We start from the raw sequence: 13,675 nt of genomic DNA, 5'->3' as shown, positions 1-13,675 counted from the left end.
AATCACTGGCCTGGTCGAATCCCCATGACAGTTGCTGCCCCTTCCGCCTCCGCGCCTTCCATGCCCTGGCAGCCCGTGCGCCAGGCCGACGCGTCCCTGGTGACCCAGCTGGCCGATGGCCTGGCCCGCCGCATCGACGAACAGGGCCTGCGGCCGGGTACCCGGCTGCCCTCCATCCGCAAGATGGCCGAACAGTCGGGCGTCAGCCGCTTCACGGTCGTCGAAGCGTATGACCGGCTGGTGGCGCGTGGCCTGGTGCAGTCGCGCCGCGGCGCGGGGTTTTTCGTCCGCGCACGCAGCGGCCCGCTGGCGGCCGTGGCCACCGCGCCCGCCACCACGCTGGCGCCGCCCGCCCGCGTGGACATCGCCTGGCTGCTGCGCAGCATGTTCCGTGAAACCAACGCGCCGGGCATGCCGGGCGGAGCCGGCCTGCTGCCGGCCGAATGGCTCGACCCGGACATGGTGGCCAGCGCCGTGCGCGCAGTGGGCCGTTCGGTGCGCGCCAACCTCGTCAGCTACGGCCATCCGCAGGGCTTTGCGCCCTTGCGCCAGCAGATCGCCGCGTCGCTGCAGAACGACGGCGTGCCGGCGCATCCGGAACTGAATCTATTGACCACCAACGGCGTGACGCACGGCCTGGACCTGATCGCGCGCCACCTGGTCAAACCGGGTGACACCGTGCTGGTCGAAGACCCCGCCTGGTTCGTCATCTTCGGCCGCCTGGCCGCATTTGGCGCGCGGCTGATCGGCGTGCCGCGCGGGCCCGACGGCCCGGACATCGCCATGCTGGAACGCATGGCGGCCGAGCACAAGCCCAAGCTCTTCATCATCAACAGCGCCGTGCACAACCCCACCGGCCACACGCTGTCCGCCGGCGTGGCCTACGACATCCTGCGCATCGCCGAGCGCCACGATTTCATGGTGGTCGAAGACGACACCTACGGCGAACTGCATCCCGGCGGCGCCATGAAGCTGGCGGTGCTGGACCGGCTGAACCGCGTGATCCTGGTCAGCGGCTACTCCAAGATGCTGGCCGCCAGCCTGCGCGTGGGTTATGTGGCCGCCAACCCCGACATCCTGCAAAAGCTGGCAGACCTGAAAATGCTGGCCGGGCTGACGTCGCCCGAACTAGGCGAACGCGTGGTCCACCGCGTGCTGATGGAAGGGCAGTACCGGCGCCACATCGAGCGGGTGCGCGCCAGGGTGGACGACGCGCGCCAGCGGTGCCTGAAAGGGCTGTTGAAGCTGGGGTTGACGGTGCCGCACGAACCCAACGCGGGCATGTTCGTCTGGGCCGATTGCGGGCGCGACACTGAAGTGCTGGCGCGCGAAGCCGCCGACCGGGGCATGCTGCTGGCGCCGGGCACGCTGTTTTCACCGTCCCAGGCGCCCTCGACCATGCTGCGCTTCTCGGTCTCGATCGCGGACGACCGCGGCGTCTGGACAGAATTGGAAAAACTCTTCGCGCAAAACGGCTCCTACAATCAATAATATGCAGCTGTCTATCTGAAGGAACCGCCATGTCCGCACCCATCAAACCCCTGACCGAAAACTTTGCCGTCGCGCCTCAACTGGGTCCCGACGACATGGCCGATGTCGCCGCCGCCGGCTACAAGAGCGTGATCATCAACCGCCCCGACTTCGAAGGCGGCCCTGACCAGCCCACCGCTGCCGATGTGTCCAAGGCCGCCGCCGCAGCCGGCCTGGCAGTCGAATACCAGCCCGTCGTGGGCAGCGCCATGACCGTGTCCGACGTCGTGCGCTTCGCCGAATTGCTCAAGACCCTGCCGGGCCCCGTGCTGGCCTACTGCCGCACGGGCACCCGCTGCACCAATCTGTTCGCCGCCGCCCAGCAACTGGGCTGACCCGGCGCTTGACGCGCATCAAGCCCGCCAGGTTCCCTTGATGTGAACCTGGCGGCTTTCCGGTAGCATAAAGATTCCTCTCAAACAGGAGCAGGCAAGATGTTCAAGAAGATCCTGATTCCCACCGACGGTTCGCCGCTGTCGGCCCAAGCCGCCAACGCGGGCATTTCCTTCGCACGTTCGGTCGGCGCCGAAGTCGTCGCCCTTTACGTGACGCAGCCCTTTGCGGCCACGATCGGTTTTGACGGCATGGCTGCGGCCTATGCCATCACCGACGAAGACTACGAAAAGGCCTCGGCCGAGCAAGCCGACAAGTACCTGAAACAGATCACCGACCGCGCCGACACCGCCGGCGTCAAGTCCGAATCGCGCGCCGTGTCCAACTTCAATGTGGCTGACGGCATCGTTCAGGCCGCCACGGACGCCGGTTGCGACCTGATCTTCATCGGCAGCCACGGCCGCAGCGGCCTGTCGCGCCTGCTGCTGGGCAGCGTCACCGCCAAGGTGCTGTCGCTGGCCGGCACCGCCGTGCTGGTGTATCGCGTCAAGGAAGAAAAGAAGTAAGCGCCGTCCCGCCCGGCACTACGCCGGTGCATGCGCCGCAAAGCCCCTCCATGGCGAGGGGCTTTTTTTGTCTTGTGCCGGCGGACTAATTTTTCCTATGGCAGCCATGAATATCTTTTTCCTGGCGCCTCTTTTCAAGGAAAACAGGGCTTTACGGGGCCAATCTGCCGTGCAGGCCGGAACCGGCACCGATTGGTTCTTGTATCTTGCCGCGCGGCGCGTAATATTTACGCATCAGCGCGGGCGCGGTTACGCATTCCCCCAGTACCTCACGCGGCATGGCGCCCGCCGCGGCAGCGCCCGGTCGGGCTTGCCGTATGTGCACAAGTGGTTCACTGCAAGGAAGAGGCCATGACTCGCAAGACGCGTATCGAGCTTTACCGCAATATCGGCATCAGCGCCCATATCGACGCGGGCAAAACGACGACCACCGAGCGCATCCTCTTCTATACCGGCATCACCCACAAGATCGGCGAAGTCCATGACGGCGCCGCCGTGATGGACTGGATGGAGCAAGAGCAGGAACGCGGCATCACCATCACGTCGGCCGCCACCACCGCCTTCTGGAAAGGCATGGCGGGCAACTACCCCGAACACCGCATCAACATCATCGACACGCCCGGGCACGTGGACTTCACCATTGAAGTCGAACGGTCGATGCGCGTGCTGGACGGCGCCGTCATGGTCTATGACGCGGTCGGCGGCGTGCAGCCGCAGTCCGAAACCGTCTGGCGCCAAGCCAATAAGTACAAGGTGCCGCGCCTGGCGTTCGTCAACAAGATGGACCGCGTGGGCGCAGACTTCCTGCGCGTGCAGCGCCAGATCGCTGAACGCCTGAAGGGCGACGCCGTGCCCATCCAGTTGCCCGTCGGTGCTGAAGACCATTTCGAAGGCGTGATCGACCTGGTCAAGATGAAAGCCATCATCTGGGACGACGCCAGCCAGGGCGTGAAATTCCAGTACGAAGACATCCCCGCGTCCTTGCAGGACGAGGCGCAGAAGTGGCACGACAAGATGGTGGAAAAGGCCGCCGAGGCCAACGAAACCCTGCTTGAAAAGTACCTGTCGGGCGAGACCCTGACGGAAGACGAAATCAAGCTGGGCTTGCGCATCCGCACCGTCGCCAACGAGATCGTGCCCATGCTGTGCGGCAGCGCCTTCAAGAACAAGGGCGTGCAGGCGATGCTGGACGCAGTCATCGACTACATGCCGTCGCCGCTGGACGTGCCCGCCATCAAGGGGCACGACGAGCGCGACCGCGAAATCGAACGCCATCCGGCCGACAACGAGCCGTTCTCGGCGCTGGCCTTCAAGATCATGACGGACCCCTTCGTCGGGCAACTGGTGTTCTTCCGCGTCTACTCCGGCGTGGTGAAGTCGGGCGATTCGGTCTTCAACCCGATCAAGGGCAAGAAGGAACGGCTGGGCCGCATCCTGCAGATGCACGCCAACGAGCGGCGCGAGATCACCGAGGTCTACGCCGGCGACATTGCCGCGGCGGTCGGCATCAAGGACGTCACCACCGGCGACACGCTATCGGACCCGGCGCACCTCATCATCCTTGAACGCATGGTCTTCCCCGAACCCGTCATTTCCCAGGCGGTGGAACCCAAGACCAAGGCCGACCAGGAAAAGATGGGCATCGCGCTGAATCGCCTGGCGCAGGAAGATCCGTCCTTCCGCGTACGCACCGACGAGGAATCGGGGCAGACCATCATCTCGGGCATGGGCGAGCTGCACCTGGAAATTCTGGTCGACCGCATGAAGCGCGAGTTCAACGTCGAAGCCACCGTCGGCAAGCCGCAAGTGGCCTACCGCGAGACCATCCGCAAGGCCTGCAACGAGGTCGAAGGCAAGTTCGTCAAACAATCGGGCGGGCGGGGCCAGTATGGCCACGTGGTGCTGAAGCTGGAACCGCAAGAACCGGGCAAGGGCTACGAGTTCGTCGATGCCATCAAGGGTGGCGTGGTGCCGCGCGAATTCATCCCGGCGGTCGACAAGGGCATCCGCGAATCGCTGAATGCCGGCGTGCTGGCGGGTTACCCGGTGGTAGACGTGAAGGCGACCCTGTTCTTCGGCTCGTACCACGACGTGGATTCCAACGAAAACGCCTTCAAGATGGCGGGTTCGATGGCGTTCAAGGAGGGCATGCGCCGCGCCGATCCCGTCTTGCTTGAACCGATGATGCAGGTCGAAGTCGAGACACCCGAAGACTTCACCGGCAACGTGATGGGCGACCTGTCATCACGGCGCGGCATGGTGCAGGGCATGGAAGACATCGCGGGTGGCGGCGGCAAGGTCGTGCGCGCCGAAGTGCCGCTGGCCGAAATGTTCGGCTATTCGACGTCGTTGCGCTCGCTGACGCAGGGGCGCGCGACCTACACGATGGAGTTCAAGCACTACGCCGAAGCGCCGCGCCAGGTGGCGCAGGAAGTCATCGCGGCCCAAGGCGCGGGCCGCTGACTCCCTGCCGCGGGGTTCAGGCCGGGGCGGCCACGCTGGCTGCCCCCGCCCGCATGCGCGAAGACGCCATCTTCACGCCCATCAAAATCATCACGAAGCCGTAGGCGTGGAACAGTTGCGGGGTCTCGCCCAGCAAGGGCCACGCCAGCAATGCGGCATACACCGGCACCAGGAACATGGACAGCCCCGCCGTGGCGGGTCCGGCCTGGCTGATCAGCCGGCCATACACGTAATAGGCGCCCAGGCTGGGCACCACCGCCAGGAACAGCAGCACGGCCGCCAGGCGCGGATCCGTCCACGGCGGCGTGGCGCCTGCCGCGGCTTCGATGCCGGCAAACGGCGCCAGCGCCAAGACGCCGCCCAGCATCATCGTGGCCAGCCGGGCGCTGTCCGGTACGGCGGGCAGGGTCAGGCGTTTCTGCAAGACGGTATAGAACGCCCAGCCCGTCGCGGCCAGCAGCACCCACAGGTCGCCCTGGCCGAACGCCAACCGGGTCAGCGCCTGGAGATCGCCGCGCGACAGCACCACCAGCACGCCGCCCAGCGCCAGGCCCAAACCGGCCGCCCGCAGCGCGGACAGCGGCTTGCGCCAGATCAGCGCTTCCAGCAAGGCCACCAGGATGGGGCTGCACGAAAAGATCAGCGCGATGTTGGTGGCGCTGGTGGTCTGCGCGCCGATGTATTGCGGCGCCACCGCCACGCCCATGCCCAGCACCGCCAGCGGCAGCAGGGCGGGTAAACCGCGCCACAAGGCGCGGCGGTGCGCGCGCAGGGCAGGCGCCGCGAGCGGCAGCAAGATCAGCAAGGCCAGCAGCCAGCGGCCGAAGGCAAGGAAAACAGGGGGAAGGCTGGCGTCGTGCGCCCAGCGGGCGGCGACCATATTCGATGCGAATAACGCCGGGGCGGTCAGGAGCATGGCGGTGTCGGACAGGCCCAGACCGGTTCTTACGGGTACTGCTGCTGCGTGAGACATGGTTTCCAGCCGCGCGGATCGGCGCACGGGTTGCTGCATTGGAACTGCCGGCGCGCACGCCGAGTTGTGCCGCGGTGCATGCGCCGAAATCCGACGGGCGGGGTAGGGCCCGTCTTGCTGGAAAGTCTACGGCCGAGGAAACAAAATAGGTTTCCTGATTCACGCCGAATTCACGAGTTTTGGGGAATATCTATCTTGTAGAATTCGCTTCTACAGGGATATTCTCTTTATCGATCCGCCAACCATGTCCGCTACCCCGAAAATCGACGAAACTGACCGCAAGATCCTGCGTGCGCTGCGCGCCGACGGCCGGCTGACCAATCTGAAGCTTGCCGAGCAGGTGGGCCTGTCGCCCACGCCTTGCTGGAACCGGGTCAAGGCGCTGGAAGAGGCCGGCGTCATCGAGGGCTATGCGGCCTTGCTGAACCAGAAGGCGCTGGGGTTGCCGGATACCGTCATGATCGAGGTAACGCTGGAACACCACGACGACGAGTCGCTGGCCCGCTTCGGCGAAGAGATCACCCGGCTGCCGGAAGTGGTCGAAGCCTTTCTGGTCACGGGCGAATACGACTATCTGATCAAGGTGGCCGTCGCGGGCACCGAGGGCTACGAGGAATTCCTGCGCAAGCGGCTGTACAAGCTGCGGGGCGTGCGCCACAGCCGCTCTACGTTCGTCCTGCGGCGCTTAAAGCACACGCCGTCGGTGGAACCGTGATCGGGGCGGGGCTTAGCCGCCGATGAATGCTTCGATGGCGCCGTTGAACGCGCGCGGGTTGCCCAGGTTCATGCCGTGCGACGACCCGACGACCGTTACGCGGTGCGCGTGCGGCACCCATTGCGACAGGGCGTCCAGCACGGCGGGATAGGGAGCGGGGCTCAGCGCGCCGCCGATCAGGAGCGTCGGCAGTTTCAGGGTGCCGATCTGCTGGGGCGTCAGGGCTTCGGGCTTTTCTTCCGCCTGGCCGAAAAGGGTGCCGACGTTGTCGCGCACCATCTCCTTGAACCACGGCACCATGCGTTGCCAGGTGTCCGGCCCCGTCACCGTGTCCACAAACAGCGCCAGGCCTTCCTCGACGTCGCCCTGGCGGATCAGCGCCAAGGCGCGCTGGCGAAAACCGCCGCGCGAATCATCGCCGCCGGGCAGCGGCAGGCCGGGATCGGCCAAGGTCAGGCTGCGTAGCGCGTCGGGCTGGCGCAGCGCGGCTTCCAGCGCCACGCGCCCGCCGCGGGAATGGCCCACCAAGTGGGCGGGGCCGCCGGCGACGGTGTCGATGAATTCCAGCACGTCGCTGGCATGCTGCTCGATCGAAAAGCCGTCGCCTTCGCCGTCCCACGTTTCCGGCCAGTAGTGGCGCAGGCAAACCGCCAGCACCCGGAACGACTTGCCCAGCGGCGCCATCTGCGACTTCCAGTAGCGGCAGTCCGACAGCGAACCATGCACCAGCACCAGCGGCGTGCCGCTGCCGTACTCGGTGTAGGACATGGCGTAGCCGCCGATCAACGCGGTTTGCAGGGGTAGGACGGGTTCGGAACGCATGGAGGGCAGGAAGGGGAAAGCCAGGTCCGCATTCTAGCCCGTCGCCGCGGCACGCCATCGCCGGCGGCCGCTGATAAACTCGTCCGCAGTCTTTCACGGAGTCCGTCACGATGTCCCCCGAGTCCCTCGCCGCTTTGCCCGAATCCGCCCAACGCGTGGCCCGTCTTCTGCTGGAGATCGGCCACGACAAGCCCGTCGTCGTCCTGCCTCAGTCGGGCAAGACCTCGGCGGAAGCGGCGGCGGGCCTGGGCTGCGAGGTGGCGCAGATCGCCAAGTCGATCATCTTCCGGCGGGCCTCCGATGACGCGCCGGTGCTGGTCATCGCCAGCGGCGCCAACCGCGTGGACGAGGCCAAGGTGGCCGAGCAGGTGGGGGCGTTGGCCAAGGCCGATGCCAAGTTCGTGCGCGACAACACGGGTTACGCGATCGGGGGCGTCTGCCCCATCGGCCATGCCGTCAAACCGGTCATGCTGCTGGATGCCGATCTGTTCAATTACGACAGCCTGTGGGCGGCCGCGGGCCATCCGCACGCCGTATTCAACCTGACGCCCCGGCAATTGGCGGACATGACCGGCGCGCCGGTCGTGGACGTCGCCCTGCGCGCCTGAATCCCCCCGCCCGAACGACCCGCGTCCGACGCATGGGCGCGGTCAGCGCGGGTGTTCGTCCAGCCCGTCGATCAGTACCTGCCGCAAGCCGCGCGAGCAGGCTTCCACCCGGCCCTGCACGCCATACACGGCGGCCAACGACGCGGGCGTGATCACGTCCGCGGGCGCACCCTCGGCGTGCAGCCGGCCGCTAGAGATCATCACGGCGCGGTCGGCGTGCTGCAACGCCACGTTCAGGTCATGCAGCACGATGATGCTGATCAGTCCGTGCTCTTGCGTTTCCTGTTTCAGCAGCCGCATCACATGGAACTGGTAGTTCAGGTCCAGGGCGGACAGGGGCTCGTCCAGCAGCAGCACGCGCGGATGCCGGATCAGCGCTTGCGCCAGCCCTACCAGTTGCTTTTGCCCGCCGGACAGGGCGTCCAGGTAATGCAACGCCAGATGCGCGATGCCCAGCCGGTCCAGCAGGCGCTCGATGTCCGCCATGGCAACAGGCGGCGCCAGCGCATCCTGCGTCGCCTTGGCCGCGACCAGCACCGATTCGAACACCCGCAGGTGTACGGCGGCGGGCAGGCTCTGCGGCAGATAGACCATGTGCCGGGCGCGTTCACCCACACCCAGCCGGGTCATGTCCTGGCCGTTCAGCAAGACGCTGCCTTGCCGCGTGCGGACCAGTCCGGCCAGCGCTTTCAGCAAGGTGGATTTTCCGCTGCCGTTCGGGCCCAGCAGGGCGGTCACGTGGCCCGGGGCAAGCGCCGGCACCGTGAGCGCGTGCAGCACGTCGCCGCGGCCATAGCCGGCGGCCAACCCGTGGATGTCCAACGCGGCGTCGCGCGTCATGGCAATTGCCGGCGCAACACCACCGCCACGAAAAAGGGGATGCCGACCAGCGCCGTCACGATGCCTACGGGCACCACCACGCCTGGCAGCAGGTTCTTGGAAACGACGGAAGCCAGCGACAGGATCAGCGCGCCGACGAGAGCGCTGCCGGGCAGATAGAAGCGGTGATCCTCGCCGAACAGCCGGCGTGCGATGTGCGGCGCCACCAGCCCGATGAATCCGATGGTGCCGACAAACGCCACGGCCAGCGCCGACAGCAGGCTGACGCGCGCCAGCGCCGCCACACGCACCCGGCGCACGTCCACGCCGAAGCTGGCGGCGCGGTCTTCGCCCAGCCGCAGCGCCGTCAGCTTCCACGATTGGCGCATCGCCAGCGGCAAGGCGATCGCCACGGCCAGCGCCACGACGCCCGTCGTCGTCCAGCTGGACCGGGCCAGGCTGCCCATCGTCCAGAACACCAGGTTCTGCAACGCTTCGGCGCTGGCCAGGAACTGCACCAGCGACACCAGGGCATTGAAAGTGAACACCATGGCGATGCCGAACAGCACGACACCCGACGTATTCATGCCGCTCCACCGAGCTACCGCATCCAGCAGCAAGGCCGCCACCAAGGCAAACAGGAACGCGTTGCCGGCGATCAGCCAGCCGCTGGGCACGCCCGGCAGCCCCAGCTGCAGGACGATGGCCAGCGACGCGCCAAACGCGGCGGCGGACGACACGCCCAGCGTAAACGGGCTGGCCAGCGGATTATTCAGGATGGTCTGCATTTCGGCGCCGGCCAGGCCCAGGGCCATGCCCACCAGGGCCGCCATCAGGGCGGAAGGCAGCCGGATGTCCCACACGATCACGCGGTAGGTGGGGTCGGCGGAGGCGGGGGCGCTCAAGGTGCGCCACAGGTCGCCCCAGGGCAGGCCCGACGGGCCTACCGTGAAGTCGACCAGCAGCGCCATGAAAATCGCCGCCAGCAGCAGGGCGAGTAGCCCTGCGCGGCGGCGCAGGATGTGCCGGTAGGCGCTGACCGCGCTTGCGGCGGGGAGCATTACTGCAGCAGTTGCAGGCGGCTCTTGGCGGTGGCCGCCGCCGGGGCGTTCGGATAGTCGCGAACAATGCGCTGCAGCGACGCTTTGGCGCCGGCGCGGTTGTTCAGTTCGATCTGGCCGCCGGCGATGATCAGCAGGGCGTCCGGCGCCCGGGCGTTCTCGGGCGACTTCTGAACCATGCTGGTCAGTTGCTCGATGGCGCCCTTGAAGTCCTTCATGCCGTAGCGGCTGCTGCCCAGGTAGAACTGCGCGCTGGGGGCCAACTGGCTGTTCGGGTAGAGCGAAGTGAAGGCGGCCAGCGATTCGGCGGCGTCCTTGTACTGGCCCTTGCGGAACAGATCCATCGCGCCGTCATAGGCGGCTTGCTCTTGCGGGTCGCCTGCGGCGGTGCCCGGGGGATTCGTGCCGCTGGGCGCGCCCGGCTTGGCGCTGGGCTGCTGGCGCGACACCAGTTCCAGCTGGTCGCGCAACTGCGCCACTTCCTGCTGCAGGGATTGAATCTGGTCGGCCAATTGCAGCTTGGCGCGTTGGCTTTGCTCGTTCTGCTGCTGAACCTGCTGGCGCAAATCCAGGATGGCCTTACGGGCTTCATCATCGGAAAAAGCGTGAGCGGGCGCCGTCAGGGCCGCAAGCACCAGGCCAGTGGCCACAATCAGAGGACGCAGGGACAGAACGTTATCGCGCATGAATATTCCCGGGTATAAAAACAAACGTCGGGACGGCCGGCTGACCGTCCCGACGCGTGGTAGGGCTCTTGGACTATACGAAAATCTTAACGCAGATAGTTGATATCGGCGCGGCGGTTTTCAGCAAAGTCGGCTTCCGACGTACCCGTCGACTTCGGCTTTTCTTTGCCGAAGCTGATGGTTTCGATCTGGTTGTCGCTGACGCCCAGCAGGGTCATCATGCGACGCACGGCGTCTGCACGACGCTGGCCCAGGGCCAGGTTGTACTCAGCACCGCCGCGTTCGTCGGTGTTGCCTTCGATCTTGACCTTCTGCTGCTGGTGCGAAGCCAGGTAGCGGGCGTGGGTTTCGACCAAGCCGCGGTACTGGTCCGACACGGTGTAGCTGTCGAAATCAAAGTACACCGAGCGCTGTTGCGCCAGGATGCTTTGGGGGTTAAAGGGATCAAGGATCTGGCCTGAACCAGCTGATCCTTGGCCTGCGCCTCCGCCCTGACCCGCTTTATCGTCGAGAGGGACGGAGCTGCAAGCTGCCAGGGTGGCAGCCAGAGCGGCGATGGTTAGGCTTTTGGCAATGCGCGACTTCATGATAGTTCCTTTGCAAAGAGAGTCACACGTGTTATCGGGTAAATGGGCCCCAAGTCGGTTCACGTATTTCCCCGTTCAGTACCGAAAGCGTCTGCCGTACGCGGCCATCGCTCGAAACACCCGCAAGTACGCTACGTCCATTTTGGATGGCGGCGTAAAGGACTTGCATGCCATTCGGCGCGAAACTTGGCGACTGATCGTCACGACCATCAGTGATCAAGGATTCGGAGCCTGAGGACAGGTTCAACGACGCGATTCGAAACGCGCCGTCGCGTCTTGCAACGTACAGCAGCGTCGATCCATCGGGGGAAATTCGGGGTGATATGTTGTAACCACCATTAAACGTGAGGCGGCGTGCTTCGCCACCTGTCGAGCCGGTCTGATAGATTTGCGGCCCGCCGCTGCGGTCACTCGTAAAGATAATGGAAGCACCGTCTGGCGTAAAGGTCGGTTCGGTGTCAATCCCGGGAGAACGCGTAACTCGGCTGGGATTGGACCCGTCGGACGCGCCAACGATGTAAATTTGCGACAAACCGTCACGCGTCAACGCCACGGCCAGCTTGGAGCCGTCAGGCGACCAGGCGGGAGCGCTGTTGTTGCCCTTGAAGTTGGCGACAGGCACGCGGGCGCTGGTGGCCAGAGTGTGCACGTAGACGACCGGCTTGCCGGACTCAAAGCTCACGTAGGCCAGCTTGGCGCCATCGGGCGACCAGGACGGCGAGATGATGGGCTCGCGCGAACGCAGGGCCACTTGCGGGTTTTGCCCGTCAGCATCGGCCACTTGCAGTTCGTAGGTGGCGCCCTTCTTCAGCACGTAAGCGATACGGGTCGAGAACACGCCGCGAACGCCGGTGATCTTCTCGTAGATGCGGTCGGCGATCTGGTGGGCCACGCGGCGCAGTTCCTGCTCGGTGCCCGAGAATGCCACGCCGTCCAATTGCCCCTTCTTGACCGTGTCGGCAAGGCGGTAGCGCACGTCGTAGCGGCCATCGGCGCCACGGGTGATGCTGCCATAAGCCAGGAAGTCGGCGCCTTTGCCGCGCCAGTCGTCATGGGCGATGGGCGAGTCGACGTTCAGGCCGGAGCCGGCGGCGTTGATCAGGCGGAACTGGCCCGTACGGGTCAGGTCGGCACGGATCACTTCAGCCAGGGCGCGGCCGTGGGTGTCGTCCACCGCGAAATCGGCGATGGCTACGGGGTACTGGGTTGCGCCAGTACCGGAAATATCAACGCGCAACTGGGCATGGACCGGTTTCATTGCCATCAGGCAGGCCAGCGTAAGCATCAGCAAGCCGAGTCCATACGATCGCCAGAGAGCGAGGAGGGAGCCTCGTCGGCTATAAGCGGGAGTCATATTCATCAATCTCCTGTCAATCATACATTTTGTGCACTACGTCAATGAACTTTTCGTAGCTGCCCGTGGAGGGCTTCGGGAAGGGGTTGCAGCGGCGGATACCGGTCTCGACCGCACGGTCGAACGCCGGATTGCCAGAGGATTCGGTCAGCGAAACGCCGTTAACCTTCCCGTCAGTACCTAACTGTACCCGGTATTGTGCGGTCGGATTCCCGGAGCCGCTGCGGGGCGGCGGCTGATAAGCCACGCCCGGAAGAATGCACGCGCGCACCTTGGCGGCATAGCCGTTGTCGCGTCCGCCGCCTGCCTGGTTGCGGTCGGCCGTGCCGCCGGGGATGCCGGCGGCGCCCAGTGCATCGTTGCGGAACGCATCCTTCAAGGCCTTGTCCGCGGCCGCCTTCTTGGCGGCGGCAGCCTTCTCGGCGGCGGCCTTTTCAGCCGCGGCCTTATCGGCAGCCGCTTTCTCGGCGGCCGCCTTGTCGGCAGCAGCCTTTTCCGCGGCGGCCTTCTTGGCAGCGTCGTCCTTGGCCTTCTTTTCGGCGGCGGCCTTGTCGGCAGCGGCTTTCTCTGCCGCAGCCTTGTCGGCGGCGGCCTTGTCAGCCGCGGCTTTCTCGGCAGCCGCCTTCTCGGCAGCCTGGCGTTCCTGCTCCAGGCGCTTCTTTTCCTTCAATTCGGCCTGCTTGCGCTCTTCTTCCAAGCGCGCCTTTTCCTTGGCCGCTTCAGCGGCCTGGCGTGCCTTCTCTTCCTGTTCGCGCTTCTTCTTGGCTTCCTGGATCGCGATCTCGGGATCCACTTCCTCGGTCTTGGGCTGAACCTCGGGTTCAGGCTTGGGCGGAGGAGGGGGAGGCGGCGGCGGCTCGGGCGCCTTTTCAGGCTCGGGCTTGGGCTCGGGCTTGGGGGCCGGCTTGGGCTGTTCGGGCTGGGGCGTGGGCGGCGGGGCGACAGGCGAATTGCCGTCGGCCCAGAGCTGAACCTCGACGGGGCCAGGGGCCTCCGTGCGCCAGCTCACGCCAAAGATCAAGGCGACCAGCAGCAGCAAATGCACCGCCACGGCCAGAATGAGCGCATTCCGGTTGTCGTTGTTGGGCGGGGTGGCCGGCGGGCCGCTGCGGTGTCGAATTATGGGTGGCGTCATGGGCGTTGCATGCCGGGCAAGCC

14 protein-coding genes are annotated in these 13,675 nt (G+C 65.8%); 6 read left to right on the top strand and 8 right to left on the bottom strand.

From position 1 onward, the window contains the following. Positions 1-75 precede the first annotated feature (75 nt). The 4 genes from AC27VE_RS21140 to fusA all read left to right on the top strand — a co-directional run bounded on the left by AC27VE_RS21140 (position 76) and on the right by fusA (position 4,892). Positions 76-1,491: an aminotransferase-like domain-containing protein gene (locus AC27VE_RS21140; RefSeq protein WP_085946958.1), complete on the top strand. Its 1,416-nt coding sequence runs from the start codon at positions 76-78 to the stop codon at positions 1,489-1,491. 29 nt (positions 1,492-1,520) lie between these two features. Then, the gene (locus tag AC27VE_RS21135; protein ID WP_006225970.1) at positions 1,521-1,865 is read left to right on the top strand and encodes a protein tyrosine phosphatase family protein; all 345 of its coding nucleotides are present in this window, start codon (positions 1,521-1,523) and stop codon (positions 1,863-1,865) included. Between the two features lie 99 nt (positions 1,866-1,964). Beyond that, on the top strand, positions 1,965-2,429 hold the full coding sequence (locus tag AC27VE_RS21130) for a universal stress protein (RefSeq protein WP_488704888.1): 465 nt from the start codon (positions 1,965-1,967) through the stop codon (positions 2,427-2,429). Between the two features lie 351 nt (positions 2,430-2,780). Next, complete coding sequence (gene fusA / locus AC27VE_RS21125; RefSeq protein WP_488704887.1) at positions 2,781-4,892, top strand: elongation factor G; 2,112 nt, start codon at positions 2,781-2,783, stop codon at positions 4,890-4,892. Between the two features lie 16 nt (positions 4,893-4,908). On the opposite strand, the gene AC27VE_RS21120 is transcribed toward fusA, so the two are convergent. Beyond that, the gene (locus tag AC27VE_RS21120; protein WP_488704886.1) at positions 4,909-5,865 is read right to left on the bottom strand and encodes a DMT family transporter; all 957 of its coding nucleotides are present in this window, start codon (positions 5,863-5,865) and stop codon (positions 4,909-4,911) included. A 244-nt stretch (positions 5,866-6,109) separates the two neighbouring features. Here AC27VE_RS21120 and AC27VE_RS21115 point away from each other — a divergent pair, with 244 nt between their 5' ends. Continuing rightward, positions 6,110-6,580, top strand: a complete 471-nt coding sequence (locus tag AC27VE_RS21115; protein ID WP_006225974.1) for an Lrp/AsnC family transcriptional regulator — start codon at positions 6,110-6,112, stop codon at positions 6,578-6,580. 12 nt (positions 6,581-6,592) lie between these two features. Here the strand turns inward: AC27VE_RS21115 and AC27VE_RS21110 are convergent, their stop codons facing one another. Continuing rightward, complete coding sequence (locus AC27VE_RS21110; protein ID WP_488704885.1) at positions 6,593-7,402, bottom strand: alpha/beta fold hydrolase; 810 nt, start codon at positions 7,400-7,402, stop codon at positions 6,593-6,595. Positions 7,403-7,512: 110 nt separating this feature from the next. Between AC27VE_RS21110 and AC27VE_RS21105 the strand changes: the two genes are divergently transcribed. Continuing rightward, a complete protein-coding gene (locus AC27VE_RS21105) occupies positions 7,513-8,010 on the top strand; it encodes a YbaK/EbsC family protein (RefSeq protein ID WP_315527776.1) in 498 nt (165 codons plus the stop codon). Positions 8,011-8,052: 42 nt separating this feature from the next. Here AC27VE_RS21105 and AC27VE_RS21100 read toward each other — a convergent pair whose 3' ends face one another. The 6 genes from AC27VE_RS21100 to tolA all read right to left on the bottom strand — a co-directional run bounded on the left by AC27VE_RS21100 (position 8,053) and on the right by tolA (position 13,652). Beyond that, positions 8,053-8,850, bottom strand: a complete 798-nt coding sequence (locus tag AC27VE_RS21100) for an ABC transporter ATP-binding protein (RefSeq protein WP_488704884.1) — start codon at positions 8,848-8,850, stop codon at positions 8,053-8,055. Further along, entirely contained in the window at positions 8,847-9,890 is a 1,044-nt protein-coding gene (locus AC27VE_RS21095) for a FecCD family ABC transporter permease (protein ID WP_315138921.1), read from the bottom strand. The genes AC27VE_RS21100 and AC27VE_RS21095 overlap by 4 nt, the downstream gene beginning before the upstream one ends. Beyond that, positions 9,890-10,576, bottom strand: a complete 687-nt coding sequence (gene ybgF / locus AC27VE_RS21090; RefSeq protein ID WP_006225979.1) for a tol-pal system protein YbgF — start codon at positions 10,574-10,576, stop codon at positions 9,890-9,892. The genes AC27VE_RS21095 and ybgF overlap by 1 nt, the downstream gene beginning before the upstream one ends. Before the next feature lie 86 nt (positions 10,577-10,662). After that, positions 10,663-11,163, bottom strand: a complete 501-nt coding sequence (gene pal, locus AC27VE_RS21085) for a peptidoglycan-associated lipoprotein Pal (protein ID WP_006225980.1) — start codon at positions 11,161-11,163, stop codon at positions 10,663-10,665. A 31-nt stretch (positions 11,164-11,194) separates the two neighbouring features. Then, positions 11,195-12,517 (bottom strand): Tol-Pal system beta propeller repeat protein TolB, encoded by a 1,323-nt coding sequence (gene tolB, locus AC27VE_RS21080; protein WP_035213675.1) that lies wholly within the window; start codon positions 12,515-12,517, stop codon positions 11,195-11,197. Positions 12,518-12,533: 16 nt separating this feature from the next. Further along, positions 12,534-13,652, bottom strand: coding sequence for a cell envelope integrity protein TolA (gene tolA / locus AC27VE_RS21075; protein ID WP_427958912.1), 1,119 nt, complete (start codon positions 13,650-13,652; stop codon positions 12,534-12,536). Positions 13,653-13,675 lie beyond the last annotated feature (23 nt).

Source organism: Achromobacter sp. 18P8.1.1 (genome assembly GCF_057799415.1).
The sequence above is the reverse complement of the archived record's forward strand: the minus strand, read 5'-3'. Positions and strand labels throughout refer to the sequence as shown.

Excerpts from the sequence above, each read along its gene's own strand:
- AC27VE_RS21135 (WP_006225970.1), top strand. The coding sequence starts at position 1,521 with ATGTCCGCACCCATCAAACCCCTGACCGAAAACTTTGCCGTCGCGCCT.
- AC27VE_RS21130 (WP_488704888.1), top strand. The coding sequence starts at position 1,965 with ATGTTCAAGAAGATCCTGATTCCCACCGACGGTTCGCCGCTGTCGGCC.
- fusA (WP_488704887.1), top strand. The coding sequence starts at position 2,781 with ATGACTCGCAAGACGCGTATCGAGCTTTACCGCAATATCGGCATCAGC.
- AC27VE_RS21120 (WP_488704886.1), bottom strand. The coding sequence starts at position 5,865 with ATGTCTCACGCAGCAGCAGTACCCGTAAGAACCGGTCTGGGCCTGTCC.
- AC27VE_RS21115 (WP_006225974.1), top strand. The coding sequence starts at position 6,110 with ATGTCCGCTACCCCGAAAATCGACGAAACTGACCGCAAGATCCTGCGT.
- AC27VE_RS21110 (WP_488704885.1), bottom strand. The coding sequence starts at position 7,402 with ATGCGTTCCGAACCCGTCCTACCCCTGCAAACCGCGTTGATCGGCGGC.
- AC27VE_RS21105 (WP_315527776.1), top strand. The coding sequence starts at position 7,513 with ATGTCCCCCGAGTCCCTCGCCGCTTTGCCCGAATCCGCCCAACGCGTG.
- AC27VE_RS21100 (WP_488704884.1), bottom strand. The coding sequence starts at position 8,850 with ATGACGCGCGACGCCGCGTTGGACATCCACGGGTTGGCCGCCGGCTAT.
- AC27VE_RS21095 (WP_315138921.1), bottom strand. The coding sequence starts at position 9,890 with ATGCTCCCCGCCGCAAGCGCGGTCAGCGCCTACCGGCACATCCTGCGC.
- ybgF (WP_006225979.1), bottom strand. The coding sequence starts at position 10,576 with ATGCGCGATAACGTTCTGTCCCTGCGTCCTCTGATTGTGGCCACTGGC.
- pal (WP_006225980.1), bottom strand. The coding sequence starts at position 11,163 with ATGAAGTCGCGCATTGCCAAAAGCCTAACCATCGCCGCTCTGGCTGCC.
- tolB (WP_035213675.1), bottom strand. The coding sequence starts at position 12,517 with ATGACTCCCGCTTATAGCCGACGAGGCTCCCTCCTCGCTCTCTGGCGA.
- tolA (WP_427958912.1), bottom strand. The coding sequence starts at position 13,652 with ATGACGCCACCCATAATTCGACACCGCAGCGGCCCGCCGGCCACCCCG.